Genomic DNA, 24346 nt, shown 5'->3' with positions numbered 1-24346 from the left:
CCGGCGTCAGGCCGGCGTCCGCGGGCTGAGCGGCGTCAGCGGGCGGAGGCCGGCGTCAGCGGGCGGAGCGGCGTCAGCGGGCGGAGGCCGGCGTCAGCCGGCTCGGCGTCAGCGGGGCCGGCGTCAGCCGGCTCGGCGTCAGCGGGGCCGGCGTCAGCCGGCTCGGCGTCAGGCCAGCGGGCGGCCAGTCCGGGTGCGCCTAAACGTTGTCCAGAACCTCTTCCGAAACAGCCGGACGGCGCCGCTTTTCGTGTTCCAGCCAAGGACCGGCCGCAAAGCCGATGACGGCGCCGACGGCGACTTCCGCAGCTATCCAGATGCCGGTCCACAGGGGGTCCGGGCCGATCTCCGTGAAGCGTCCGATGCCGAGGGAGCCCCTGGATATCCAGGCAGCTGCCATTGCGAACAGTCCGGAGACAATTCCGATGATTGCGCCCAGCGCGATGGTCGAAACCGGGGCGGTGAACCAGCGGGCATGGATCTTGATAGCCAGCCACTCATCGAAATGGTTCTCTCCTTCGCGCAGGAACCACCAGCCGGCGAGGACCCCCGCCGCAACCGGGATCAGCAGCGCTGCGTAGGCGAAGTCCATGTGTCCGCTGGGGAGCGCAGCCAGCACGGGCAGGGCCGGCAGAGGTCCGACTGTTGTTTCCAGCGGGCTGATCGTGCTGCCGGCACCAAGCGCGAACCCCGCACCTGAGGCCCAGGACAGGGTCCAGCCGACGAAGTTGGGGATCAGTCCCAGCTGAGCCACGGTGAGCACCACTCCGCCGATAATTCCGGCGTCGAGCCGCTCGTAGATGGCTACCATCTGTGCCCAGTTCAGTGCCAGCGCCACGACCAGAAGCAGTGCCGAAAGCCCCAGCGCCGCACTGATTCCCACAACCCCGGCGCGTACCGCGGCCCACAGGTAGGAACCCGCCCAGCGGGAATGCTGGCTGGTCCGGGCGATCCAGTCGGTGAGGTCCACGCCGATGAGCCGCACCCAGGAACCGGCTTCCCTGCGGGCACCAATGATGAGGCCCAGGCCTGCCGGGATAAGGGGCACCAGCCCACCTGCGACGAGTGAGATTCGGACGTCGTCGTTTGCCGAAAAGTAAGCTGCCGCTGTTCCAACCAGGGCATAGATTCCAACCGCGCCCAGCAGGGCCTGCCACAGCTGGTCCGTGTACGACGCCCGGGCCAGTCGGCGGCCTGCTCGCCAGGCGAGGAAGAACGGGATGAGGGTCAGGCCCAGTGGGATGAGGGAGAGGAGCCCTCCCGTCTCTTCCGGCCCAACCGTGCCCGCCGGGAACGTCAGGGACAGCGGCACTCCGTGGAGGAGCAGCCAGGCCTGACCGCTCAGCCGGGCAAGGGAGGCGTAGTCGCGGTCCGAGAACCCGTTCGCGGCCCAGACACCGGTCAGCGGCAGGATGACTACCAGGGCCGACAGCACTGCTGCCTGCCCCAGTTCGAACATTCCCTGCAGCCACAGCGGCATGGGCACCACACCCGGTTTCTTCGGGCGTTTAAAGAGTTTCATCGCTTTCTATCGTGCCATTGGGGACCCTGCGCGCCCTTCAGGTACCGGGTGTGAGTCGGCGCATAGTGTCGCGGCTCGAGGCACTCTCCCGGGCGCTGCGGGGCCATCGCTGCGGGGCCAGCGGAGGTGATGGCGGCAGGGGGATCTGTGGACGGAGCGGTGGAGGGGGCATGGAGGGATCAGGGCGACCCGGGCGGGGTGCGAGAGATTATCGTGACCCGGACGGCGCGAGGTACGAGAGATTATCGTGGCCAAGGCGGCGCGGGGACCGAGGGGATTATCGTGACCCGGACGGCGCGGGGTACGAGAGATTATCGTGGCCAAGGCGGGGTGGGGTGCGACGGGATAAACGTGGCCAAGGCGGCGCGGGGACCGAGGGGATAAACGTGGCCAAGGCGGGGCGGGACGAATCAACAAAGCCGTTCCTAGGGACGCCAGCTGTCCTTAGAAGGGTGGCGCTTCGTTTTCCTGCTGCAGATCGGGCCTCACAGGCGCCATGGGAGCTGTATCCGCAGCAGCAGGTGCCCCTGGTTCACGGTTGCCGTTCCCCCGGCCGGAGACAGTCCCGGCCCCCGTCCCGGTATCCGTATTTGTATCCGCGTCTGCATCCACATCCGCATTTGTGTCCGGGTCCATTCCCGGGTCCATTCCCAAGCCCTTTCCCATGCCCATGCCCAAGCCCGGGGGTAGATGGCCAAGGTAGTCGAGAGCGGCTTCGGTGCGGTAAGCCCGTCCTGTTGGAGAGGTCCACTCGATGCTGCCGGGTTCGGGCTGACGGGCTTTCCAGTGGCCGAGTGTCTTGAACCGGTGGTGTTTGGGGCAGAGGTGCTCCAGGTTCGAATGCTCGGTGGGGCCACCCCGGGCCCAGGGCGTGGTGTGGTCGATTTCGGAGCGGGTCATGCTAACGGCGCAGCCGGGGAACCGGCAGGTTCCGTCCCGTGCTTGGAGCCAACGTTTCAGACCGGCAGGTATCCGCCGCCTTCGTCCCACCCCGAGAATCTCCCCCGTCGTTGGGTCCTGTACCAGTGGTGTCCAGCTCAGTGCCTGCAGAACCATTCGCCGACCCGCCTCAGGACTGATCGGGCCGTATCCGTTCAATTCGACTGGGGCATCGTCCAAACCCGCGAGGGTGTCAACGTTGATCAGTACCATCACCTCAGTCTTCGTCCGGGTTTGATTCCGGTGCCGCTCCGCCCGCCGAACCCGTTTCGGCGCCCCGCTCCGCTTTCGAGCTGCAGACGCCGGTCTCCCCACCGCATCCCCTGGAGAGGCGGGAGCCACAGGCACTGACGGGGTTACTGGAACCTCGGGAGCCACAGACGGTGCCGGAGCTACCGGAGCCACGGGCCTTGCCGAAGCCCCGTGGGCACCAGGCGCCCACGGAGTTACCGGACCTGCGGGAGCCACAGACGGTGCGGGAGTTACCGGCGCCTCCGGTGCCTCCGGGCCCTCGGGAGTTTCCGGGTCTGCAGGAGCTGCCGGGTCTGCAGGAGCTGCCGGTGCGGCCCGAGCCGGGGCCACAGGGCCCGGAGACCGCGTTCTTCCGTCCTGCAGCACGGCCGGTGGGGCCGCCTCCGCCGGCCTGCCGCCGTCGAGCAATACCGTAGCCAAGGTGTCAGCGCGCAGTTGGTCCATGGTTCGAGGGTCACCGGCGGCTTTTCCGGCACGGGCCGCACCCGACAGGGCTGCATAGATAGCCTGCCCCTGCTCCGCAGCCAGGAATGCCGTCAAACAGGACATTCCATCGGGAAGCGCGTCGAAACACACGCGCCGCTTCTCAAAAGCGTCCCGGTGCCGGACCGGGATCGTCTCTGGAAACCGGGACTCCCGGAGCCGGCGGGCCTTCTTCCCGAATCCCGCCGCTGTCCGGCCCTCGGCGTTACTCAGGAGGTCCGCTTCGAAACGCTGCCGCGCGTTCACCGGCTTCGCATTCACAGATTCCGGATTACTCCCATCGTCGTCAGAACCTGCTGTGCCCAGCAGATCCAATTCGGGCTGGGAGTCTTCCCCTGGGTTTGGGCTGTCCGTTCCGTTGCCTGCACCGCCAGCCGGACCGGCATCTGCGCTGGCATCGGGGTCAGGTCCGTCGGGGACGAACTGGGTTTCGTCCAGGATGATCCGTGCGTGCTGGTACCCGATCCGTCCCTCGGCCAGCCTCGCGAGTGTCTGAGCGTGTTCCCGGTTCAGCCGGGAGGACTCACTCACCAACCGCATCGCGCTCATATGCGGCAGATTCAGCACCGCACCAGCCTCAGCTGCCGCGAGGGACAGTGCCAATCCCGGATCCTCCCGGCCGGCAGCCCGAGCAATGTCCCGCGCGAAAAGCTCCTCCAGCCGCGCCGCGGTCCTGGCCTGCTGCGCCTGGGCCCAGCAGATCAGCACGCCCAGCCGCTCTAATGCCTCCACGGTTTCCGCGAATCCCAGCAGCTCCGCCGAACGCAGGGACAGCCGCCCGTCGAAACCCTCCGGGATCCCCGCGATGTCCTCCGCCGGAGCAGCCGCCGGGGCAGCCCAAAACACAGCCACAGATCCACAGATGCCGCCCGGGGCCGCCCCTGAATCGGCCGACTCAGGGCCGCTTGCCGCGCCTACGTCCCGCCTCATGCCGGCACCCGAAGCGCTGGTATTTGAAGCGCCGGTATTCGAAGCGTCGGGGGCCCGGTTCTTCTCCCCGGCAGGACCCGAGGAACCCCCGGCCCTAGCCCGAGTCTCGGACCCGGCCCCAGCCCGATCCCGAGCACCATCCCCAGTGCCGGCCCCAGCCCGAGCCCCAGCCCGAGCCTGATCCCGTTCCCGAGCCCCAGCCCCAGCCCCAGCCCGAGCCTCGGCGCCAGCCCCGGCCCCGGCCCCGGCGGAACCTTCGCACTGTCCACGATCGGAAGCTCCAGGCACACCGCAATCTTCCCGATCTGCGGACCGGAAGAACGGTGTGCTCGGGGAGCTCTTCATACCCCAACACTTTCAGCCGCCACTGACATTCGAGGCCCAAAATCGACGAATCACGCGTTCACCAGGTACGGGACTTTCAGCCCCAATTACCTGCTTATTTCCGGTGGTTTCGGGCGGGCCGAGTCCGCTGCCTCACGGACGGTGCGGAACTCCAGCCCCGGTCCCAGCCCACGCCGTCGAACCGGATGTACGTGCATCGGCCGAGGTTACGCGTAGAGGTCGAACAGCCCCTTGGCCATGGCCGCCGCAGCGCCAAGGAAGGCAATGACAATAACGCCGAACCGTACATGTTCGTCACTGATGTGCTTCTGAAGCTGCTCCCCCGCATAGATGCCTGCCACAATCAGGACACCGATCAGAATCCACGCCAGTGTGCTGAAAGGAGGCATCTGCCCCGGGTCCATCGTGAGCTTCACGCTCAGGGTGACGACAGCAATGGTCACGAAAAACGGCTGAAGCGTCGCCGCGAACGGGCGCTGCGGCCACCGCGCCATCACGGCGTAGGCGCTTACTGCGGGACCGCCGACGCCGGCCACAGCATTCGTGATGCCGGATGCGAACCCCGCAATTGCCTTGGCTTTGTTGCCGGTCACCACCACCGAATTCCGTGCCAGCACCAACGAGGCGCCCAGGGCAACAAGCACAATCCCGCCCACAATGACGGCCATTGGCGCGGCCGGCAGGTAAACGGCTGCCATCGAAGCAGGGATGCTGCCGATGACCGCCGGTATCGCCAGCCAGCGGTACATGCTCCAATCCACTTCCTTCCAGACGCGGAACATGATCAGGAGGGAGGAAATCAATCCGCACACGTTCACCATCAGGACGCCGCCGTGGGCTCCAAGAATGATGACCAGGAAGGGGGAAATGAGCAGCGCGAAGCCGAGACCGGCGATTCGCTGGGCGACCGCGCCGATAAAAATCGAGGTCAGCACCACAATGAGAAGTCCGGTAGTCACGCCAAACACACTACGCTGGGCCTATGGTTTCTCCTGCTTCGGCACTCCGGACGGCTGACTGGCGCAGACGCATGTTCGAGATATATGCCCAGGTTCGGCGCGCAGCTGCGGACGAATCGCCGTCGTCCGCCCATGATCTGTGGCGCCGCGAACGGGACTTAATGTTCGGTACCCATCCTGCCTCGCCGCTGAGTGAGGCGGCGAAGGCGCGTTTCACGGGCCTCGCCCTCGCGCCTTATGATCCTGCATTGCGTTTCGAGGCGGTGATTGACGACGACGGCGCCGGGCAGCGCTTCGAGGCCGCCACGGGTACGGACGGGACGGTGTATTTTGAGCGCCTGGGGACAGTGCAGCTCCCCGACGTCGGCGGCCTGGCGCTGTGGCGGCTGGCCACGTACGGCGGCGGGCTCTTCCTGCCGGTGCGCGATGCCCTCGCCGGCCGGAACGGCGGAACCTACGGCGGCGGCCGATACCTGCTCGACACCATTAAGGGCGCGCATCTCGGCGCCGGTGGCGATGATTCGCTCGTCCTGGACTTCAACTTCCTGTATAACCCTTCTTGTGCATATGACGAGCGTTGGGCCTGCCCGCTGCCCGGACCGGATAACCGGCTGGATGTTCCTTTGATGGCAGGTGAGCTGTATGCCGAATACTGATCGCGCGGTGTTTGCCGTCGGTCCGGCGCGGGACACAGATACTGCTGCGCTGGCTTCGCTGGCCGCCCTGACCTTCCCGCTTGCCTGCCCGCCTGCTGTGACGGAGGAAGAAGCGGCTGAATTCGCTGCCCGAATGCTGTCGGAGGATGCTTTCGCGGGTTTCGCCGCCAATCCTGCCCGCCGGGTCCTCGTGGCACGGGCTGATCCGGGGCTGGTCGGCTACGCCTTGCTGGTCCTGGAACCGCCTGCAGATCCGCAGATCGCCGCTGCATTGGAGGGCCTCCCCGGTCCGACAGCGGAGCTCTCCAAGTTCTACACGCATCCGGCAGCGCACGGGCGGGGTGTAGCGTCCGGGCTGATGACTGCTGTCCTCGAAACTGCGGAGGAGGCAGGGATCGGCACGGTGTGGCTCGGGGTGAACGGTATGAACCTGCGGGCGCAGGCTTTCTACCGGAAGTCCGGATTCTCCGTCGTGGGCCGTAAACAGTTTTCATTGGGACCGCATCTTTTCGACGATCTAGTGTTCGCCCGTTCTCTCATCTCCGCAGGCTGATTCGTGCAGACCTTCCTCCCCTACGAGAGTTTTTCACGCAGCGCCCGGGTCCTGGATTCACCCCGGCTGGGCAAACAGCGGGTTGAAACCCTGCAGATTCTGCGCGCCCTCGTGGTCCCGGACTACGGTTGGCAGAGCCATCCTGCGACCCGGATGTGGATGGGGTATGTACCCGCGCTGGCCGCCTACGGACTCGCGATGACCGATGAGTGGGTGGCCCGGGGTTTTGCCGACACGGTCCGGGAGCAGCTGCTGGAGTTCGCACCGGAGGCCGCGTCCGACGTCGTTCCCCGGCCGCCGTGGCTGGGCGGCGGGGCGTTTCATGAGGGCCACCGCTCCAACCTCCTGGTGAAGGATCCGGATTTCTATGCAGAGCTGTTCCCCGGAACACCGGCCGGCCTGCCCTACGTCTGGCCGGAGCCGGCCATGCCGACAGCGCCTACCGAACCCGCTGACCGCTGGCTGTGGATTGCCCGCCCGGTCCGGAACCCGGACGGGCCGGTCATTGAGCTGCCCATGCTCTCTGCCCGCGGGACTCCGATCACCGGCAAGAAAGGCCGCCAGCTGGAGCGTTTCCTGGAGGTAATGAACGACGGCGATCCCGTCGCGCTGCTCGGATCTGACCGTTCCCGGCTGGAACTGGGAGAGGTTGGACCGGTCACGTTGACGAATGACACTGCCCGGCGGCGGGTGTCGCTGACCGGCGAGGTCTTGAACCGGGCTGCCTTCACCTATCCAGCGCTCCTGCAGGATCCCCGGACACTGTTCACAGTGCCCGTCCCGGAGGGCTGAAGTGGCTCGCGGGTGGCCCAGCCGGGTCAGCAGCCAACTCCCGCCGGGTTGACCAGGCAGTCATCCGCCACATTTCGGGATTCTGAACGCCATACGCTGAGCAGCTGAACGGGCGAGGTCACCTGGGCCCGGCCATCGATCGGAACCATCGGGCCCCCGTTGACCGAATACTCGCCGGAAAAGAACGTCGTCACGGTCACCGGGAAATCTCCGGTGGCTTCATAGGCATGGCTCGTTGCGGTCTGTTCGCCCCAGCGGGATTCCGGAAGCGGCCCGCCGGGAACCCGAGCCGGGCCGTAAGCCGTTCCGTCACCATAATCGAAGGTGTATTCCGTGGGACTGGCGACTATCCGGATCGACTGGCCAAGCAGATTCATCTCGAACACCTGCTCACCGGCTTCGACATACACATTCGTGTGCGCTCCGATAAGCGTGTGCGGACTCGGCTGTACTGACAATTGACCGGGCGCAATCGGACTTTCCTGGAATGCGGAGAGCACAGCTGCGCGGAGCCGCTCTTCAAAAGCTGCGGGGTCTTCGGAGTAGATGCAGGTGGGGGCTGAACCGTACCGAGGCCAAGTCGCTGGATCAACAACCCGAAGCCCTGAGTACCACCACACTAGGCGCCCATCCGGCCCTGCTGAACAGCTGTCAGATTGAACTAGGCACTGAACGTCCCCTGAGTTTTGATCGTCGAAGCACGCCGGTTCGTATCGGAACCCGTTTGGACTCTCGGGAACGCCGATTGGGACCTGCGTCCACACTCCACTCTGATGTTGCTGCCATCGAGTCACCACTGTGTCGTCATAAAACGATGAATCTCCGGTCTTGTCGGTGTCGGCATGGGCCGAGCCGAGCCACAAAAGTGACATCATGACAAGGAAAGTTGTGCCCACGGTCCCGATTCGCAATGACACGGCTGCTGTCTCCATTACATGCTCGACAACTGCTCGACGGTCCACTTTCCGGACTCGAAACGCGCTTCCAGCATTTGGACGACCGGCATCTCGCTCCCCGGATCGGTGCCATAGGATTCTCCGCTTGGTCCGTAAAACTCAATCGGTTCCTGCGTAAATTGAATCAGCACTTGGTAGCGTCCTTCTGGCGTAAGGACATAGTCGCTGTGGACACTCCGAAAATCGATCAGAGATCCTGCCATCCAATCGTTCGCACTGAATCCCCGTTCCACGACACTTAAATACCGTGTGCATCCAGAACAGCTTGTTCCACTTGTAGCTTTGACCGGCTCGACATCCCCGGTTTCATATCCATAGTTCGCCAGGTCGTACCAATGCCTTGCGAAAGCGATCAGCCCCTCCTTGGATTCGACTTTCGCTTCCTCCGGCATCACCGGCAGCGGCACGTTCTCCGCAGGACCCTCAGCCGACGCCGGCTTATACACAGCAGAGGGAGACGGAGAGGGGCTCGGAGCTTCCGGAGAACTCGAAGAGGAGCTCACGCTTGGGGTCTCGGCAGCATCCGCATCCCGGTCCCCCGAACCGGAACACCCGGACAGCATCAAAGCCCCCGCGACTGCAACAGCAAGCCACCCGCCACCCGTGAATCCTGCACCGGCGCCGGCGGCAGAAGCACCAGCGCCAGCAGCAGCACGACGACGCTCAACGAGACTAAACATGTAAGACCCCCGGGGTAAGCCATCAGGACCAGTGCGGTAGATGCTACTCAAACTGCCGCAAAGCATACTGACTTATCCACAGGGCGCCACCGAAACAGCCGTCCAAAAAGCAGAAATTCCGTTACCAGCGACCCGCCGGTCCGCTGCCAGGGACACATCAACCCGCATTGTGCAGGGAAGCCAGCATCCGCTTCACATCACGGAACTCCTGAGATTCCTCAAACGCCGCTGCCTTCTCCAGATGATCCGTCTTCTCCAGATGATCCCCAGGCCCCGCTCCAGCCTCGGCTCCAGCTCCGCCTCCAGCCTCAGCCCCACCGGCACCCCCACCAGCAGCCCCGCCGTCCGCAGGAACCGCCCCGGCGAACCGCCCGCCGCTGGACTCCGTCAGCGTAAAGAAATCGAAAAGCCCACAGGCAGCCTCCTCCGCAGACGGCGTCGGAGCGCTGACGACAGCGTAGGTCACCTGAGCTTCTCCGCCACCGGCCGGGACGACTGACCGGTAGACAAACCGCTGCACCGTCCCCTGGGCAGATATCAGCCCCGGCATGGGCGCAGCATCGTATTCGGTGTACGCCACCGGCTCCGGCAACGGCGCGCAGATCTGGTCGGTGATGATCCCGGTGTCCAGCCAGGCAATCACTCTTCCGCCGGCGTCGTGCACCCGCAGCGACACCCCGCCGGCCGGATCGTTGGCCAGGGCCGCCACTTCCTCCACCGACCAGTCGGTACGGTACTCAAACTCCAGGTCAGAGCGCTCAACGGCATAGGTTGCCCAGCCGGGAGAAGCACTCTCCGGTGCGGCATCCGGCGCCGGAGACACCGCACAGGACGGCAGGCAGAGGCCGCCCATTATTCCCGCCGCAATCAGGGTGTTACGGTATCTCACATCGGCTCCCGGAGGTTTCCGCGTGCTCAGCAACCATGCTACGCAGCCCCGGCCGTGCCACCCATAGCTTCCGCAGTTCCACGCACCCGTTCGGCCAAACCGGCCCGGTGCGCCTGCGGGAGTCCAGTACCCGTGCAGCGTCGCACATTTCCACAAACACCTGCCTTGCGCCCGACCCCTTTTGGAGGCTCCCATTACCGATATCTCCGCCGAACACGACGTTTACTTTGGAACTCCCGAAGACGGGAGCGAGCCCGAAGATCTGCAGACCGCTTCCCTGGCCGTTATCCAACGGGTGGAGCACCGCCCCAACGTCCAGAAAATAAAGGGCCGCCTGACCCTGATGGACACCGGCCTCACCCCGCACCAGGCGATGGTGGAGGACCTGCTCTTCGTCCGGCGTGTGCTGGACGGCGCGGGCATCGACTACCTGCTGGTCCGCGGAAACGACGAACGCCCGGTCATCGCGATCGACATCCGGCTGCGCGAACAGCTGCGCAGCGCCCTGGTTGACGCCTGCCGGGACGAGCCGTTCTACTCCCGCAGCGTGGACACCGAGAAGTCCCGCACCCTGCTGATTGCCGACGGCGAGCTCTCCCCATACGAAAAAACCCGCATCATCCGGCTGTTCCGGCCCCGCGGGACCAGCGGCACCAACCTGGTTTTCGGCCCCTCTGCGGGTGTCCAGGTGGAGCTCTGGGACCTCGGCGACACCGAAATCACCCTCCCGGTGGAGAACTCCCTGACCCGCCGCACCCTGCCCGCCTCTGAGGTGGTCCGCGGCAGCGTGGATAAGCATGGCCTGACCTGGCCGACCATCGAGAACATGTTCGCTGACCACGCCACGGACATCCGCTTCGACGTGGACCTCGTTTTCTCCTGGGTGGACGGCAGTTCCCCGGAATACCGCGCCCGCCGTGCTGCCCTGATGCAGGACGCCGTCGTCGGCGAAGGTGACGACCACGAAGCCCGCTACCGGCAGATCAACGAACTGAAATACGCGCTGCGTTCCGTCTATATGTTCGCGCCCTGGATCCGGCGCATCTTCATCGCCTCCGATTCCCCGCGCCCGGACTGGCTGGCCGACCATCCCTCGGTGACCTTCGTGCCGGCCGTGGAACATTTCCGCGATCCGTCGGTGCTGCCGACGTTCAACTCGCAGGCCGTGGAATCCCAGCTCCAGCACATTCCGGGTTTGTCCGAACACTTCCTCTATTCCAATGACGACATGTTCTTCGGCCGTCCCGTGGGCCCGGATCTGTTTTTCTCCCCCGGCGGGATCACCAAGTTCATTGAGGCCAGCACGCGGATCGGGCTCGGCGCCAACGACCCCGAGCGCAGCGGCTTCGAGAACGCCGCCCGGGTCAACCGGCACCTCCTGTGGGAGCGTTTCGGCCGCATCACCACCCGGCATCTGGAACACACTGCCGCACCGCTGCGCAAGAGTGTCCTGGTGGAGATGGAAGCCGTATTCCCGGAGGAATTCGCTGCCACGGCCGCCAGCAGGTTCCGGGCGAAGGACAACATCTCCGTCACCAACTCGCTCTACCATTACTACGCCCTGCTGACCGGGCGCGCTGTCACCCAGGAAACGGCCAAGGTGAAGTACGTGGACACCACGTCCTACCGTGGGCTCAAGTCCATGGACCGGCTCCTGGAGAAGCGCAACAAGGACCTGTTCTGCCTCAATGACGGTTCCTTCCCCGAGGTCCCCACCGAAGAACGCACCGCCCGGGTGACCGGCTTCCTGGAAAAGTACTTCCCGATCAAAGCACCCTGGGAAATCTAAACCAGCCAAATCTAGAAGCTGGGAAATCTAAACAGAACGACGGCGGCGGCCGGGCAGGTGCCCGGCCGCCGCCGCCTTTGGGCCAAGCAGGACTCAGCGGCCGATAACCACGTGCTCGTCCGGGACACAGTGGGTCATGGTCAGCCCTTCGACGCTGCGCGGACCGTTGTTTCCCAGGTTCTGCATCCGCGCGGTTTCCTCGCCGTTCAGGGTCTGCGTGGCGAGCGGGCCCAGGTCCCTGACCTCGTCCAGGCCAATACCGAGGCCCTCGCCGACCCGTGAGCCCAGTTCGTCGTCGCACATGTAGAAGTGCCAGAGCATGCGTTCCTGCACCGGGCGGCTGGCTTCGGAAATGTTGTCGGAGAGGTTCTTCACCAGGTCATCCTGCTCCCACTGCTCCAGCAGCTGGTAGCGCTGCCCGGCCTGCAGATAATCATTGGTGCGCGGGATCCGTTTGCGGGTCAGCTTGCCCGTAAGGTCCGGCCCCTGTTCCTCGTGGGCGGGCTTGGGCGCCTCCTGCAGTCCGCCGGTAATGTTCGGCTCGTAGTTCACATGCGGGTTCTGGCCAGGCGCCAGGTCCACACCATAGGACATCTGCCCGCCGCGCTGGTTGGTCGCATGACGGGCATGCTTCGGCGAGTTCACCGGCAGCTGCAGGTAATTTGGCCCAACACGGTGCCGCTGGGTATCCGAGTAGCTAAAGGTCCGGCCCACCAGCATCTTGTCGTCGGAGAAGTCCAGGCCATCCACCAGCACGCCGGTTCCGAACGCGATCTGCTCGTTTTCCTCATGATGGTCGGAGACGTTGCGGTTCAGCGTCATGGTGCCCACCAGCCGGGGCACAAAGTCCTGCTCCGGCCAGGTCTTGGTGTCATCAAGCGGGTCGAAGTCCAGTTCCGGATGATCGTTGTCCTCCATCATCTGCACGTAGAGATCCCACTGCGGATACTCGCCCGACTCGATCGCTTCGTACAGGTCCTTGGACGCATGGCCGAGGTCTCCCGACTGGATGTTGGCTGCATCGGCTTCGGTCAGTGACTTCACCCCCTGCCTGGGCTGCCAGTGGTATTTCACCAGCTTGGTCTCACCCTCCTCGTTCACCCATTTGTAGGTGTTCACCCCAAAACCCTGCATGTGGCGGTAGTCCGCAGGGATGCCGCGGGGACTGAACAGGTTTACCAGCATGTGCATGGACTCCGGGGTCTGGGACATAAAGTCGAAAATCCGGGCCGGGTCCTGCCGGAACGTCAGCGGATCGGGTTTCAGCGAATGGATCACGTCCGGGAACTTGATGGCGTCCCGGATGAAGAAAACACCCAGGTTGTTGCCCACCAGGTCCCAGTTACCCTCCTCGGTATAGAACTTCACCGCGAAGCCGCGCGGGTCCCTCGCCGCCTCGGAAGAGTCCCGCCCGCCGATCACGGTGGAGAACCGGATGGCGACGTCGGTCTTTTTGCCCGGGGCTGCGAAGGGCGCTGCCCGGGTATAAGTCCCGATCGGTTCCCCACCCCATTTGCCGGTGGCTTCGAAATCGCCAAAGGCTACAAAACCCCGGGCGTGGACCACCCGCTCGGGTATCCGTTCCCGGTCAAAATGGCTGATCTTCTCCAGAAAGTGGTAATTCTCCAGCGTCGCGGGCCCGCGGGGGCCGACCGTGCGCGAGTTCTGGTTGTCGTAGACCGGGTGACCCTGCCGCGTGGTCAGCGGCACCTGGGCTTCATAGGACTTCTCATCATCCGTCATCGTCTTCCCCTAGCATTGGCTGAGGTGTTCCGGGAAAAATTCAAAGGTTCCCCTGCCACTCTTCTAACCTCTTCCGCCCGGGTCAAGACCCCGCTGCCGGCCCGGCGGTGGCGGCCGCGCGGTCCGCTTGGCACACTTGGGGCATGACAAGCGATGAGAAGCCGCCCGTTGTCGAACTCACGGCCGAAGAATCCTGGAAGTTCGTCGAAAAAACCTTCCACGGCCGGCTGGCGCTGAGCGTCGGCAACCGGCCGGACATCTTCCCAGTGAATTATTACGCGCACGACGGCGTGATCCTGTTCCGGACTGCGCCCGGCACAAAACTGGCGGAGCTGACTGTGAACTCCCAGGTCGCCTTCGAGGTGGATGGGGTCTACAGCGACGAAGCCTGGTCCGTCGTCATCCATGGAACCACCCGGGAGCTCGAGCGCGCTGCTGAGATCGAGGCTGCCGAGGAGCTCCCCCTGCGGCCGTGGGTCCGCACCGAAAAACACCGGTATGTTGAGCTGACGCCCACGAGTATCTCAGGGCGGTTCTTCAACCTCGGTCCGGAACCCGGGCAGGACTGACCGGGTCCGCGGAGGACTGACCGGGTCCGGGCAGGACTGACCGGGTCCGGGCAGGACTGACCGGGTCCCGGAAGGACTGACCGGGTCCCGGAAGGACCGGCAGTAAACCTCCGCGCCCCAGGCGTGGCCGATGCCCTCAGGCGTGGCTCATGCTCCGGGCCTCGAGGATGCGGATTCCGGCAGCTTCAAGCCGGCGCCGGGTCTCCGTCTCATCGACCCGCTCTCCCACGGTTTCCTGCTCCTCCAAGGGCACGACCGAGTGGACCACGGAGTCCTCATACACATGGATCATGTTGAAGCCCTGCCCGGCGTCCTGCCCCCGGGTTCCCGGCGTCGCAAGGTCCTGCGTGTAACAGGTGGCCGAGGCAACGGACACCGGGATGCCGGCGAAGGTGGCGAAGGTGGAATAGTGCAGATGGCCGGCGATGATGGCCCGGACATCCGTTCCCTCCAGGGCAGACGCCAGGGCGCGCTGATCCCGAAGTTCCACCAGGACACTGAGGTCCTGGACGCTGGGAACCGGCGGATGGTGCAGGGCCAGGATGGTCCCGTCCGGTGCCGGATCCGCCAGGACGGAGCGCAGCCACACCAGTTGGGCTCCGCTGAGCTCGCCGTGGTGGTAGCCGGGAACGGTGGAGTCCAGGGTGATGACGCGCAGGCCGTTGACCTCGTAGACCCGGTCCATCGGTGCCATGTCCGGCGCCTCGTCCAGCAGGCGTTCCTTGAACGTGTCCCGCCGGTCGTGGTTGCCCATAACCCAGATCACCCGGGCGCCCATCCGCTGCGCTGCAGGTTCCACGATTGCCCGCAGGGAGTCGTAGGCTGCCGCCTCACCCTTGTCTGCGAGGTCTCCGGTGAAAACTATCGCTTCGGGCCGGCGCTCCGCCGCCTCCAGCCGCGCAAAGAGGGAGAGCAGCTTCGCCCGGCTGTCCACCGTCCCGTAAAGCGGACCGGGGCCGGCCAGCAGATGGGTGTCGCTCAGATGAAGGATGAAGTGTCGCGGCCGGGGATGTTCGGCCGGGAGGTAATCCATTGTTGACCTTCTAGTGTCGTCCGGTGTCGTCTAGTGTCGTCGGGGATTCGGAAGCTCGGTACCGGCTTAATCAAAGCAGAAATAAGGTGATCGGGGTAACTTTACGGCCGTGTGTTGGCCCCGGCACCCGATGTGCACCTGCCAGCCATCCGGTGTTCATGAAGTGCCGGTCCGGAACCCGCCGGCCAGTCCGGTTTTTGTGGCCCGCTCTGGTGCCGGCCCCTGCCCGGCCGTAGGCTCGTGCGTGAAACCGCCGACCCCCGTAAGGAACCACTATGAAACTCAGCCATATTCCGCTGCGGCTCACCACCGGCGCCTATATCCTCAATTCCGGCCTGAACAAGCGCAATCTGGACGCCGAATCAGCGGCCGGGCTGCAGCATCTGGCCGGAAATGCCTTCCCCCAGGTCCTGGACCTGGAACCCGTGCGGTTCGGCAAACTCCTCTGCGCCGCGGAAATCACGCTTGGGCTGTTCCTCCTGACACCGTTTGTGCCCAGTAAGCTGGCTGGCCTGGCGCTGGGCGCGTTTTCCGGCGGAATGGTCACCATGTACCTGAAGACTCCGGAGTTTACGGAGGACGACGGCTTCCGGCCGAGCAACGCCGGTGTGCCGTTCGCGAAGGACATCTGGCTGGCGGGGATCGCTGCGGCACTGATTCTGGATACCAAGAACAAGAAAAAGGTCAAGGTCGTTAAGGTTCCCACCCCGGTGAAGACCGCCGCAGCAGCCGCCGCAGTGAAGGCGGCTAAGGACGCCAAGGATGCGCACGCCCATTCGCATAAGGGCAAGGGCAAGTAACTCCCGGCCCCGGAAGGCAGCCTTCCAGTAAGCCCGCAACGTCCCGGAAACACAGTGGCGACAACCTGAAACATGCCGGTGGAAGACTTTCCCCATGTTTCTTACGCCTGCCGATACGGACAAGCTGCTGCTCAGTGTTGCCGGGATGGTCGCGCGCGACCGTCGGACACGCGGGTTAAGGCTCAACTACCCCGAAGCCGTTGCCCTGCTCTCCTGCTGGGTGATGGAACGCGCCCGCGAAGGCGGCCTGGTGGCCGATCTGATGAGTGACGGGCGCAGTGTGCTCTCCCGCACTGACGTCATGGAAGGCGTTCCGGAGATGATCCCGGACCTGCAGATCGAAGCCACCTTCCCGGATGGGCGCAAACTCGTCACCATCACGGATCCCATCTCATGAGCGGGCCCCTGGTTCCCGGTGAAGTCCGCACCGCCACGGGCTTCCTGGAGATCAATGCGGGCCGCGAGTCCCGGACGCTGGTGGTGATGAACGACGGCGACCGGCCCATCCAGGTGGGTTCGCACTTCCACTTCGCGGACGTGAACTCAGCCCTCTCCTTCGACCGGGCCGCAGCAGCCGGATTCCGGCTGGGAGTTCCGGCTGGAACTGCCGTGCGCTTTGAGCCCGGGGCCTCCCGCGAAGTGCTGCTGGTGAGGTTCGCCGGAAGCGCGACTGTGCCCGGGCTCCAGATTCGCACCGCCCCCAAAGGAGCCTAGTAATGCAGGTCAGCCGGCACGACTACGCCCAGCTGTACGGACCCACCGTCGGGGACCAGATCCGGCTCGCGGACACGGACCTCTGGATTTCCCCGGAAAAGGACTACACCTTCGGAGGGGACGAATCGGTTTTCGGCGGCGGGAAGAACATCCGTGAGTCCATGGCCCAGTCCACCCGGACCTCAGCCGAGGGCGCACCGGACCTGATCATCACGAACGTGGTGATCGTGGACCATTGGGGAATCGTCCGCGCCGACGTCGGGGTGAAAAACGGCCGGATCGCCGGAATCGGCAAGTCCGGCAACCCGGACATCATGGACGGAATCGACCCGGCACTGGTGATCGGACCGGGAACCGAGGTGGTCGCCGGGGAGGGCAGGATCCTCACCGCCGGAGGAATCGACACGCACGTGCACCTGCTCGGCACTGACGCCCTGCGCGAAGCCCTGGCCTCCGGGATCACCACGGTGGGAGGCGGCGGCACCGGGCCGGCCGAGGGATCCAAGGCCACCACCGCAACCCCGGGAGCCTGGAACCTGCAGGTCATGCACCGGGCCCTCGATACGCTGCCGATGAACTTCCTGCTCTACGGCAAGGGCAACACTGTCAGCCAGGCGGCCCTCGAAGAGCAGGCCCTTGCCGGCGCCGCCGGCTACAAGGTGCACGAGGACTGGGGCTCCACCCCCGCCGCCATCGACGCCGCACTCACGGCGGCGGAGAGCTGGGGTGTCCAGGTGGCCCTGCACGCCGACTCGCTGAACGAGGCCGGCTACGTCCAGGACACCCTGGCCGCCATCAAGGGCCGCGGTATCCATGTGTTCCACGCCGAAGGCGCCGGCGGCGGCCATGCCCCGGACATCATTACCGTGGCGGCGGCCGCCAACGTACTGCCGGCGTCGACCAATCCCACCCTGCCCTTCACCGTGAACACGGTGGCCGAGCACCTGGACATGCTGATGGTCTGCCATCACCTCAACCCGCGGATCCCGGAGGACCTGGCCTTCGCCGAATCCCGGATCCGGGCCAACACCATGATGGCCGAGGACGTCCTCCAGGACCTCGGCGCCATGTCCATCACTTCTTCGGATGCCCAGGCCATGGGCCGGATCGGCGAAACCATCACCCGCACCTGGCAGGTGGCCCACGTGATGAAGGATTACATGGGCACCACGGAATCCTCCCTGCCCGCGGACAACGAACGGGTCCGGCGCTACATCGCCAAGTACACGATCTGTCCCGCTGTGGCCCACGGCATTGACGGCGAGGTCGGGTCCATCGAGGTCGGCAAAATGGCGGACCTGGTGCTGTGGAATCCGGCGTTCTTCGGCATCCGTCCCGCAATCGTGATCAAGGGCGGGGCAATCGTGGCCGGGCAGATGGGCGACCCGAACGCTTCGCTGCCCACTCCGCAGCCGGTCTGGATGCGCGAGGCCCTCGCCGGCCGCGCTTCCTCGGCACCACACCTCTCGACGTCGTTCGTTGCCCCGGCGGCACTGGAGGACGGCCTGGCGGAGAAGCTGGGACTCACCCGTCCCCTGACCGCAATCACCTCCACCCGCAACGTCACCAAAGCGTCCCTGCCGAATAACACTGCACTGCCGGACATCCAGGTGAATCCGGAAACATTCCTGGTCAGCATCGACGGCCAGGTCATTGAACCGGCACCGGTTTCCGAGCTCCCGCTGACCCAGCGCTACACCCTCTTCTAGGCCGGGGCACCATGTCTGACACCGGCTCTGCCCTGGCAGGGTTCCTGCTCGCCGATTCCCGGCTGCCGTCCGGCGCCTATTCACACTCCGCGGGCATGGAACCCGCGGGCATGGAACCCGCGGTGCTCGCCGGGCTGGGCGTCGAGGGTGTGTACCCCTACTTACTGGCGCGGCTTTCCACCGTGGTGCGGATGGAGGCATGCGCCGCTGTGCTGGCCTTCCGGGCAGCTCAGGCGATCCGCACCGCCGGTCCGGTCCCGCAGCCCGGTTCAGGAACCGGTTCGGAGCCGCGTCCGGATACCGGACAGGAAACGGTCCCTCCCGGCTTCGTGGAGCTGGAAGCCGCACTCGACGCCCGCACCCCGTCCGCCGCCCAGCGCGACGCATCCCGCCGGCTCGGCCGCGGCATGCTGCGCCTGGCGGCCACCCTGAAGGCCGGGGATCCCGCCGTCGCGCTCCTGAAACAGACCGTGCCGAAACCCACCCGGCCCGTAGCCCTCGGGGTGACCGCAGCCGCACTCGGTATGACGGAGGGTCCGCTGGCCCGGCTCTGCTGCTACGACGATGCCCAGTCCGTCGTATCCGCGGCCCTGAAGCTGCTGCCGATCGACCCCATGACCGCGGCCGGCTGGATCCTCGCCGCTGAGGGCGAGATCAACGACGTCGCAGAATCCGCGGTGGCCGCCCGCGGACTCGAAGACCTGCCCGCCCTCAGTGCCCCGTGGATGGAGCACTGGGCCGAAGACCACACCACCAGAACAAGGAGACTGTTCGTTGCCTGAAAACCCCATGCACCCGTCCGCCACACCCCCGTCCACCCGTTCCCTGCGTCTCGGAGTCGCAGGACCCGTGGGGACGGGAAAAAGCTCACTGATCGCCACGGTCTGCCGGGCGATGTCCGGGGAACTGAGCATCGGGGTGATCACCAATGACATCTACACGGATGAGGATGCCCGGTTCCTTCGCTCGGCCGGTGTCCTGCCCGCTGAGCGGATCCGGGCAGTTGAGACCGGGGCCTGCCCGCACACCGCCATCCGCGACGACGTCACGACCAATCTGCTGGCCGTCGAGGACCTCGAAGCGGACTTCGCTCCCCTGGACCTGGTCCTCGTGGAAAGCGGCGGCGACAACCTCACCGCGACCTTCTCCCCCGCCCTGGTGGACGCCCAGATCTTCGTACTCGACGTCGCGGGCGGCGGCGACGTCGCGCGCAAGGGCGGGCCCGGCATCGCCCGCGCGGACCTGCTGGTGATTAACAAGATCGATCTGGCCCCGCACGTGGACGTGGATGTGGACCAGATGGTCGCTGATGCCACCGCTGCACGCGAGGGCGGACCGGTCCTGGCACTGTCCCGCAAACGCCAGGAAACCATCGACCAGCTCAGTGCCTGGGTGCGCTGGATGGTCGCCCAGCACCGCGCCGGTTCGCACACCCCGCAGGACCCTGGGCCCATGGCACCGCACTTCCACGCTGACGAGGACGGCGGGTTTATCCACAGCCACGACGAGGAGCCCGGCGCTGTCCACCGTCACTGATCCTGTCTGCGGCGCCGTGGATACCGGCTCCCGGCCCACCCGGATTTGTGTGGAACGATCGGGGGCCGGTGCCCGGTTCTCCGTGCTGGACCAGGGACTCTATCTGGCGCCGCGGCCGGTCAGTGCCCCGCTGCGCGCGCCGGACGGCGGGACCCCGCATCTGCGCGTTGCCCTGATTGGGATCCACATGATGCTGCTGGGCGGGGACGACATCCGGATTGAGCTCAACGTTGGTCCCGGGGTCACGCTGGAGGTGATCGAACCGGCCGGGATGGTGGCCTACGACGCCGAAGGGGTCGCCTCCCGCTGGACGCTGGACGCCGTCCTGGGTGAGGGTTCGGCACTGGTGTGGGACGGTGCACCGTTTGTGATTGCCGGCGGTGCGAATGTCCTCCGGCAGACCCGTGTGCGGATGGGCGCCGGAGCCCGGGTGCTGATCCGGGAAACCCTGGTGCTGGGACGCTCCGGGGAAGCCGGCGGCGCACTGCGCAGCGTGACCCGGCTGACCGGCCCCGGCGGTGACTTCCTGTACGAGGATCTGGATCTTACCGGCGTCCGGCGGCAGGCCATCGGCGTGCTGGGCACCTCCAAGGTGCTCTCCAGTGCGACGGCGGCCGGCTGGCGGCCGTCACCGGGGCAGGGGCCGGAGACCGGCGAGGACCCGGGCGCTGGTCCGGACCGAATCACCGGCCCGGGAAACGCAGGCCCGGGAACGGCCGGTCCCGCGGCACACCGGTTCGAGCTTGCCGCCGACGGTGCTGTCCTCCGCGCCCTGGCCGATTCGGCCCATCAGGCCGACCGGCTGGTGCAGCCGGAGTACGACCGGTGGAAGGTTCAGCTTACGGACCAGCTGAACCGCGTTACGGACTAGCTGAACCGTGCGCGATAACTGAACCGTGCGATAACTGAACCGTGCGCTAGCTGAACCGCGCGCTAGCTGAACCGCGCGGCTTGGTGCTGCCGTCCGGCTGCGGCAAGGCGTCCGCCGGGAGGCCCCGCGGACGGGGAAGCTGTCCCTTCGGCCCCGGCGCCCGGTCAGCGGGCCTCCCGGCCGCCCGGTCAGCGGGTCAGCAGGTCAGCAGGTCAGCGGGTCAGCCCGTCCGATGTCTTCCAGTAGGCTGCCGCAGCGGCCCAGGCGGCCAGGAAGATCCCAACGACGGCGAACCCGAAGTACTCCAGGTCCAGCCCGCCGAGCCAGGCCACCGGCCCCGTCTGGAGACCCAGGATGTCGGTGAACAGGCCGCCCAGCACCGCCGCACCCACTAGGAACGCCACGGCCACTGAAACACCGGTGATGACGAGGTTGTAGAACACCTTGCGCGCCGGAGCATCGTAGGCCCACTTGTAAACCCCCGCCATCAGCACCCCGTCCAGGGAGTCAAAGAGCACCATGCCGGAGGTGAAGAGCAGCGGCAGGATCATCACCACATACCAGGGCAAGAGGACCACCGCGCCGCCGGCGACCACAAACAGGCCGATGGTGGTCGCGGTATCCAGGCCCAGGCCGAACAGGAAACCGAGCGGGTACATTTTCCACGGCCGGTCCACACGCCGGGCAACGGGCCCCAGCAGCCGGCTGACAAACCCTCGCTGTTCCAAAGCTGCCTCAAGCTCTTCCTCAAGGAAACTGCCAGAACGCAGCTGGCGGAAGACCCGCACAATACCGGCGAGGGCAACCAGGTTGATTGTCCCGATCAGCAGCAGGAAGGTACCGGAAACCGCTGGGCCCCAGATGCCGGAAATCTGCTTCAGCGCTGAACCGTCGTCCGAAAGCTGCCCGGCCAGGGCGTCCACCCCCGCAGCCAGCAGCGCCACTGCCCCCACCACAATCGTCGAGTGGCCCAGAGCGAACCAGAACCCCGTGGAGACCGGCCGTTCCGACCCCACGGCAAGCCGCCGGGTGGTGTTGTCGATGGCAGATATGTGGTCGGCGTCGAAGGCGTGCCGTACCCCCAGGAGGTAGGCAGTAATGGCCAGGCCTGCACCGAAGACCGCGCCGCCGTCTCCCGTCCGGTAGCTGTGCGGCAGGACCAGCAGCGCGAACCCGCCCCAGGCGAGCAGATGCAGCGCGCCGACGGCCAGGCCCATGCCCCACAGGGCACTGCGGACGGAGGGGGCAGACGGATTGGGCGCAGTTTGCATGGGGACCTCAAGGCGTTGAACCGGCGGGGGCAGACCCTGATCGTACGAACCCTGCATTGCGGTGACGTAAACGGAAGGTCACCCCGTGTTAACGCGGCCGGAAACAGCGCTGTCCCTGCCCCTCCGGAACAAAGCTCCGGGCGGGCAGGGACAGCGAAAAGTGGGCCTCGGCCAACGGCCTAGCCGGCGGTTACCGGATCCGCAGCTGCCGCGTCCTCCGACGTGATCGGAGTGTTCTTAGGTGCTGCGGCCCGGACGAACCGCGGACCGGCGGGTCCGTAGGCGTCGGCAGGTTCAGGGAACAGCACCAGTACCAGCGGGTAGAGCACCGCGGCCAGGCCGATCGATACCGGGATGCTCAGATCCACGCCTGCCGCGAGGTTGCCCAGCGGACCAACGAACTGGCCCGGGAGGTTGACGAACATCAGGCCCGTGACGGCAGAGACGCCCCAGACGCCCATGGCCCGCCAGTTCCAGCCGTTGTTGAACCAGTAGCGGCCTCCCACCTGGCGGCGGTTGAAGACCTGCAGCGAATCGGAGTCGTACCAGCCGCGGCGGGTCACGAAACCAACCATCATGATGATCATCCAGGGGGCGGTGCAGGTGATGATCAGCACGGCGAAGGTTGAGATGCTCTGGACGATGTTGAAGGCAAACCGGCCAACGAAGATGAAGATGATCGCAACGGTGCCGATGAAGATGGTGGCCTGGATCCGGGAGAACCGGGGGAACACGGAGGAGAAGTCCAGGCCGGTTCCGTAGAGGGCGGTGGTGCCCGTGGACATACCGCCGATCAGCGCGATCAGGCACACCGGCAGGAAGTACCAGGCCGGGGCGATCTCCAGCAGGCCGCCAACGTAGTCCGAGCTTTCCAGGAATGCCGGTGCCTGGATGGCGATAATCGTGGCGGTGACCAGGCCGAAGAGGAACGGCACCATGGTGGCCATCTGGGCCAGGAAAGCCGCACCCAGAATCCGGACCTTAGGAGTTTCTGCCGGGATGTAGCGGGACCAGTCACCCAGGAAGGCACCGAAGGACACCGGGTTGGACATCACGATCAGCGCTGCGCCGATAAACGAAGGCCAGTACAGGGCAGCGGTTTCGGCATCTGCACCGGGCCCGAAAATTCCGGCGTAGGACGGATCGAACGCACCCGCGAAGGCGACGATGCCCAGCAGGAAGAGCGCGGAAGCGGCAACCACTGCGATTTTGTTGACCCACAGCATAAACCGGTACCCGTAGATGCACACGGTGAGGATCAGGATGGCGAACACCGCGTAGGCAACACTCAGCGTGAAAACGTTGTTCGGCAGGCCGACCAGCCGGTTGGCCCCGCCCACCAGCGCGTCGCCGGAGCTCCAGACAGAGATGGAGAAGAAGGCGAAAGCAGTCAGCAGGGACAGGAAGGAGCCGACGATGCGGCCGTGCACGCCCAGGTGCGCCGAGGAGGAGACAGCGTTGTTAGTGCCGTTGGTCGGCCCGAAGACCGCCATCGGCGCCAGGACCAGGGCCCCGGCCACCAGGCCCAGGACTGTGGCCAGCAAGGCATCGCGGAAGGACAGGCCGAAGATAATCGGGAAGGATCCCAGCACTACCGTGGCAAAGGTGTTGGCACCGCCAAAAGAGAGGCGGAAGAGGTCCAGGGGCCGGGATGTCCGTTCCGGGGCGGGAATCGGTTCAATGCCGTGTTGTTCCACCCGGGCTACCGGCGCGGTTGTTGTACTCATGCTGCCTCGTTCTCATTGGCCGCGGGTGCCGGCGACAGGTGTTCATGGACAGCCAGGACAGCGCCGTCTGTGGAGCGCGCGAACACAATGGTCTCGCGTTCCCGGGTCTCTTCCAGTGCGCCGGGAGTGCCGGCGACGGTGTGCACGTCATGGGTGAAGACGGCGGACGGGCCGGCGAGCTGGATCCGGGCATTAGTGCTGGTGCAGGACTCAATGGCCCAGCCCCCGGCGGTCCAGCCCTCCCAGAGGGCACGGTATTCGCTCCGTGACTCCAGCCGCGCCGGCTCGGTGTGGAACACGAACGTGGCATCTTCGGCGAAGGCACCGAAGTAGGCCTCGGTATCGGTGGCGGCAAACGCGGCAACAAGACGCTCGGCAGCGGCTTGGACCTCATCGCGGGTCAGATTCATGGCGGACATCCTTACTGTGCCCGGAACGGCGGGCAGGGCTGTGGGTCGCATCACCAATGCAACACGAGTGTGACTACTAAACATCAAGAGTTGCTTATTAGGCAACTCCTATACCCGCCGGTCCCGCAAATCCGGCACCCACGCGTCATGAAACGCAACCCGGATAACAGAAGGGGCCTTCCGGAGGCGCGCGGAAGGTCCCTTCAGTACTGCGGCTT

At 65.6% G+C, this 24346-nt stretch carries 23 protein-coding genes; 12 read left to right on the top strand and 11 right to left on the bottom strand.

The annotated features are described in order from the left end of the window. Positions 1–199: 199 nt before the first annotated feature. The 3 genes from AL3_RS07250 to AL3_RS07240 all read right to left on the bottom strand — a co-directional run bounded on the left by AL3_RS07250 (position 200) and on the right by AL3_RS07240 (position 5430). Positions 200–1522, bottom strand: coding sequence for a cell division protein PerM (locus AL3_RS07250; RefSeq protein WP_066298698.1), 1323 nt, complete (start codon positions 1520–1522; stop codon positions 200–202). A 444-nt stretch (positions 1523–1966) separates the two neighbouring features. Continuing rightward, positions 1967–3736 carry an HNH endonuclease gene (locus AL3_RS19170; RefSeq protein ID WP_502685929.1) on the bottom strand — a complete coding sequence of 590 codons (1770 nt, stop codon included), beginning with the start codon at positions 3734–3736 and terminating at the stop codon, positions 1967–1969. A 941-nt stretch (positions 3737–4677) separates the two neighbouring features. Then, positions 4678–5430: a sulfite exporter TauE/SafE family protein gene (locus AL3_RS07240; protein WP_066298694.1), complete on the bottom strand. Its 753-nt coding sequence runs from the start codon at positions 5428–5430 to the stop codon at positions 4678–4680. Between the two features lie 71 nt (positions 5431–5501). On the opposite strand from AL3_RS07240, the gene AL3_RS07235 reads away from it, so the two are divergent. The 3 genes from AL3_RS07235 to AL3_RS07225 are packed head-to-tail and all read left to right on the top strand — an operon-like array spanning position 5502 to position 7431. Continuing rightward, complete coding sequence (locus AL3_RS07235) at positions 5502–6086, top strand: DUF1684 domain-containing protein (protein ID WP_246168661.1); 585 nt, start codon at positions 5502–5504, stop codon at positions 6084–6086. Further along, positions 6073–6639 carry a GNAT family N-acetyltransferase gene (locus tag AL3_RS07230; RefSeq protein ID WP_066298686.1) on the top strand — a complete coding sequence of 189 codons (567 nt, stop codon included), beginning with the start codon at positions 6073–6075 and terminating at the stop codon, positions 6637–6639. The genes AL3_RS07235 and AL3_RS07230 overlap by 14 nt, the downstream gene beginning before the upstream one ends. Before the next feature lie 3 nt (positions 6640–6642). Beyond that, positions 6643–7431 carry an MSMEG_6728 family protein gene (locus AL3_RS07225; RefSeq protein WP_066298681.1) on the top strand — a complete coding sequence of 263 codons (789 nt, stop codon included), beginning with the start codon at positions 6643–6645 and terminating at the stop codon, positions 7429–7431. 26 nt (positions 7432–7457) lie between these two features. Here the strand turns inward: AL3_RS07225 and AL3_RS07220 are convergent, their stop codons facing one another. The 3 genes from AL3_RS07220 to AL3_RS18730 form a co-directional block, all read right to left on the bottom strand. Continuing rightward, positions 7458–7808, bottom strand: coding sequence for a hypothetical protein (locus AL3_RS07220; RefSeq protein WP_255220891.1), 351 nt, complete (start codon positions 7806–7808; stop codon positions 7458–7460). 554 nt (positions 7809–8362) lie between these two features. Continuing rightward, positions 8363–8950, bottom strand: a complete 588-nt coding sequence (locus tag AL3_RS18350) for a DUF6318 family protein (RefSeq protein WP_255220893.1) — start codon at positions 8948–8950, stop codon at positions 8363–8365. Between the two features lie 274 nt (positions 8951–9224). Continuing rightward, entirely contained in the window at positions 9225–9956 is a 732-nt protein-coding gene (locus AL3_RS18730; RefSeq protein ID WP_174522124.1) for a hypothetical protein, read from the bottom strand. Positions 9957–10299: 343 nt separating this feature from the next. Between AL3_RS18730 and AL3_RS07210 the strand changes: the two genes are divergently transcribed. Further along, complete coding sequence (locus tag AL3_RS07210) at positions 10300–11745, top strand: stealth family protein (RefSeq protein WP_083521593.1); 1446 nt, start codon at positions 10300–10302, stop codon at positions 11743–11745. 93 nt (positions 11746–11838) lie between these two features. On the opposite strand, the gene AL3_RS07205 is transcribed toward AL3_RS07210, so the two are convergent. Next, a complete protein-coding gene (locus tag AL3_RS07205) occupies positions 11839–13488 on the bottom strand; it encodes a catalase (protein ID WP_066298671.1) in 1650 nt (549 codons plus the stop codon). Positions 13489–13631: 143 nt separating this feature from the next. Here AL3_RS07205 and AL3_RS07200 point away from each other — a divergent pair, with 143 nt between their 5' ends. Continuing rightward, positions 13632–14057, top strand: a complete 426-nt coding sequence (locus AL3_RS07200; protein ID WP_066298668.1) for a pyridoxamine 5'-phosphate oxidase family protein — start codon at positions 13632–13634, stop codon at positions 14055–14057. A gap of 136 nt (positions 14058–14193) precedes the next feature. On the opposite strand, the gene AL3_RS07195 is transcribed toward AL3_RS07200, so the two are convergent. Then, positions 14194–15090 (bottom strand): phosphodiesterase, encoded by an 897-nt coding sequence (locus AL3_RS07195; protein WP_066298666.1) that lies wholly within the window; start codon positions 15088–15090, stop codon positions 14194–14196. A gap of 275 nt (positions 15091–15365) precedes the next feature. Here AL3_RS07195 and AL3_RS07190 point away from each other — a divergent pair, with 275 nt between their 5' ends. The 7 genes from AL3_RS07190 (at position 15366) to AL3_RS07160 (ending at position 20720) form a co-directional block, all read left to right on the top strand. Next, positions 15366–15890, top strand: a complete 525-nt coding sequence (locus tag AL3_RS07190; protein WP_083521536.1) for a hypothetical protein — start codon at positions 15366–15368, stop codon at positions 15888–15890. 94 nt (positions 15891–15984) lie between these two features. Further along, positions 15985–16287, top strand: coding sequence for an urease subunit gamma (locus AL3_RS07185; protein ID WP_066298662.1), 303 nt, complete (start codon positions 15985–15987; stop codon positions 16285–16287). Further along, entirely contained in the window at positions 16284–16604 is a 321-nt protein-coding gene (locus AL3_RS07180; protein ID WP_169795744.1) for an urease subunit beta, read from the top strand. The genes AL3_RS07185 and AL3_RS07180 overlap by 4 nt, the downstream gene beginning before the upstream one ends. 2 nt (positions 16605–16606) lie before the next feature. After that, a complete protein-coding gene (locus tag AL3_RS07175) occupies positions 16607–18313 on the top strand; it encodes an urease subunit alpha (protein WP_066298655.1) in 1707 nt (568 codons plus the stop codon). A gap of 11 nt (positions 18314–18324) precedes the next feature. Further along, a complete protein-coding gene (locus tag AL3_RS07170) occupies positions 18325–19095 on the top strand; it encodes an urease accessory protein UreF (RefSeq protein ID WP_066298653.1) in 771 nt (256 codons plus the stop codon). 7 nt (positions 19096–19102) lie between these two features. After that, the gene (ureG, locus tag AL3_RS07165) at positions 19103–19849 is read left to right on the top strand and encodes an urease accessory protein UreG (protein ID WP_066298650.1); all 747 of its coding nucleotides are present in this window, start codon (positions 19103–19105) and stop codon (positions 19847–19849) included. 49 nt (positions 19850–19898) lie between these two features. Next, entirely contained in the window at positions 19899–20720 is an 822-nt protein-coding gene (locus tag AL3_RS07160) for an urease accessory protein UreD (RefSeq protein ID WP_066298648.1), read from the top strand. A 212-nt stretch (positions 20721–20932) separates the two neighbouring features. On the opposite strand, the gene AL3_RS07155 is transcribed toward AL3_RS07160, so the two are convergent. From AL3_RS07155 to AL3_RS07145, 3 genes are all read right to left on the bottom strand, one after another. Then, positions 20933–21991: a HoxN/HupN/NixA family nickel/cobalt transporter gene (locus AL3_RS07155; protein ID WP_066298646.1), complete on the bottom strand. Its 1059-nt coding sequence runs from the start codon at positions 21989–21991 to the stop codon at positions 20933–20935. Positions 21992–22170: 179 nt separating this feature from the next. Further along, entirely contained in the window at positions 22171–23718 is a 1548-nt protein-coding gene (locus tag AL3_RS07150) for a purine-cytosine permease family protein (protein WP_066298644.1), read from the bottom strand. Beyond that, entirely contained in the window at positions 23715–24128 is a 414-nt protein-coding gene (locus AL3_RS07145) for a YybH family protein (protein WP_066298641.1), read from the bottom strand. Before AL3_RS07145 ends, AL3_RS07150 begins: the two co-directional genes overlap by 4 nt. Between the last annotated feature and the right edge of the window lie 218 nt (positions 24129–24346).

Source organism: Arthrobacter luteolus NBRC 107841, from assembly GCF_001552075.1.
In the GTDB taxonomy this organism is placed as follows: Bacteria; Actinomycetota; Actinomycetes; order Actinomycetales; family Micrococcaceae; genus Arthrobacter_B; species Arthrobacter_B luteolus.
Note: the sequence above shows the minus strand (reverse complement) of the source record. Positions and strands in the feature narration are given on the sequence as shown.

Coding starts and splice junctions, on each gene's coding strand:
- AL3_RS07205 (WP_066298671.1), bottom strand. CDS start 13,488: ATGACGGATGATGAGAAGTCCTATGAAGCCCAGGTGCCGCTGACCACG.
- AL3_RS07220 (WP_255220891.1), bottom strand. CDS start 7,808: ATGAATCTGCTTGGCCAGTCGATCCGGATAGTCGCCAGTCCCACGGAA.
- AL3_RS07195 (WP_066298666.1), bottom strand. CDS start 15,090: ATGGATTACCTCCCGGCCGAACATCCCCGGCCGCGACACTTCATCCTT.
- AL3_RS07150 (WP_066298644.1), bottom strand. CDS start 23,718: ATGAGTACAACAACCGCGCCGGTAGCCCGGGTGGAACAACACGGCATT.
- AL3_RS07210 (WP_083521593.1), top strand. CDS start 10,300: ATGGACACCGGCCTCACCCCGCACCAGGCGATGGTGGAGGACCTGCTC.
- AL3_RS07155 (WP_066298646.1), bottom strand. CDS start 21,991: ATGCAAACTGCGCCCAATCCGTCTGCCCCCTCCGTCCGCAGTGCCCTG.
- ureG (WP_066298650.1), top strand. CDS start 19,103: ATGCACCCGTCCGCCACACCCCCGTCCACCCGTTCCCTGCGTCTCGGA.
- AL3_RS07175 (WP_066298655.1), top strand. CDS start 16,607: ATGCAGGTCAGCCGGCACGACTACGCCCAGCTGTACGGACCCACCGTC.
- AL3_RS07230 (WP_066298686.1), top strand. CDS start 6,073: ATGCCGAATACTGATCGCGCGGTGTTTGCCGTCGGTCCGGCGCGGGAC.
- AL3_RS07185 (WP_066298662.1), top strand. CDS start 15,985: ATGTTTCTTACGCCTGCCGATACGGACAAGCTGCTGCTCAGTGTTGCC.
- AL3_RS07180 (WP_169795744.1), top strand. CDS start 16,284: ATGAGCGGGCCCCTGGTTCCCGGTGAAGTCCGCACCGCCACGGGCTTC.
- AL3_RS07250 (WP_066298698.1), bottom strand. CDS start 1,522: ATGAAACTCTTTAAACGCCCGAAGAAACCGGGTGTGGTGCCCATGCCG.
- AL3_RS19170 (WP_502685929.1), bottom strand. CDS start 3,736: ATGCGGTTGGTGAGTGAGTCCTCCCGGCTGAACCGGGAACACGCTCAG.
- AL3_RS07235 (WP_246168661.1), top strand. CDS start 5,502: ATGTTCGAGATATATGCCCAGGTTCGGCGCGCAGCTGCGGACGAATCG.
- AL3_RS18350 (WP_255220893.1), bottom strand. CDS start 8,950: ATGCTGTCCGGGTGTTCCGGTTCGGGGGACCGGGATGCGGATGCTGCC.
- AL3_RS07145 (WP_066298641.1), bottom strand. CDS start 24,128: ATGAATCTGACCCGCGATGAGGTCCAAGCCGCTGCCGAGCGTCTTGTT.
- AL3_RS07190 (WP_083521536.1), top strand. CDS start 15,366: ATGAAACTCAGCCATATTCCGCTGCGGCTCACCACCGGCGCCTATATC.
- AL3_RS07170 (WP_066298653.1), top strand. CDS start 18,325: ATGTCTGACACCGGCTCTGCCCTGGCAGGGTTCCTGCTCGCCGATTCC.
- AL3_RS07200 (WP_066298668.1), top strand. CDS start 13,632: ATGACAAGCGATGAGAAGCCGCCCGTTGTCGAACTCACGGCCGAAGAA.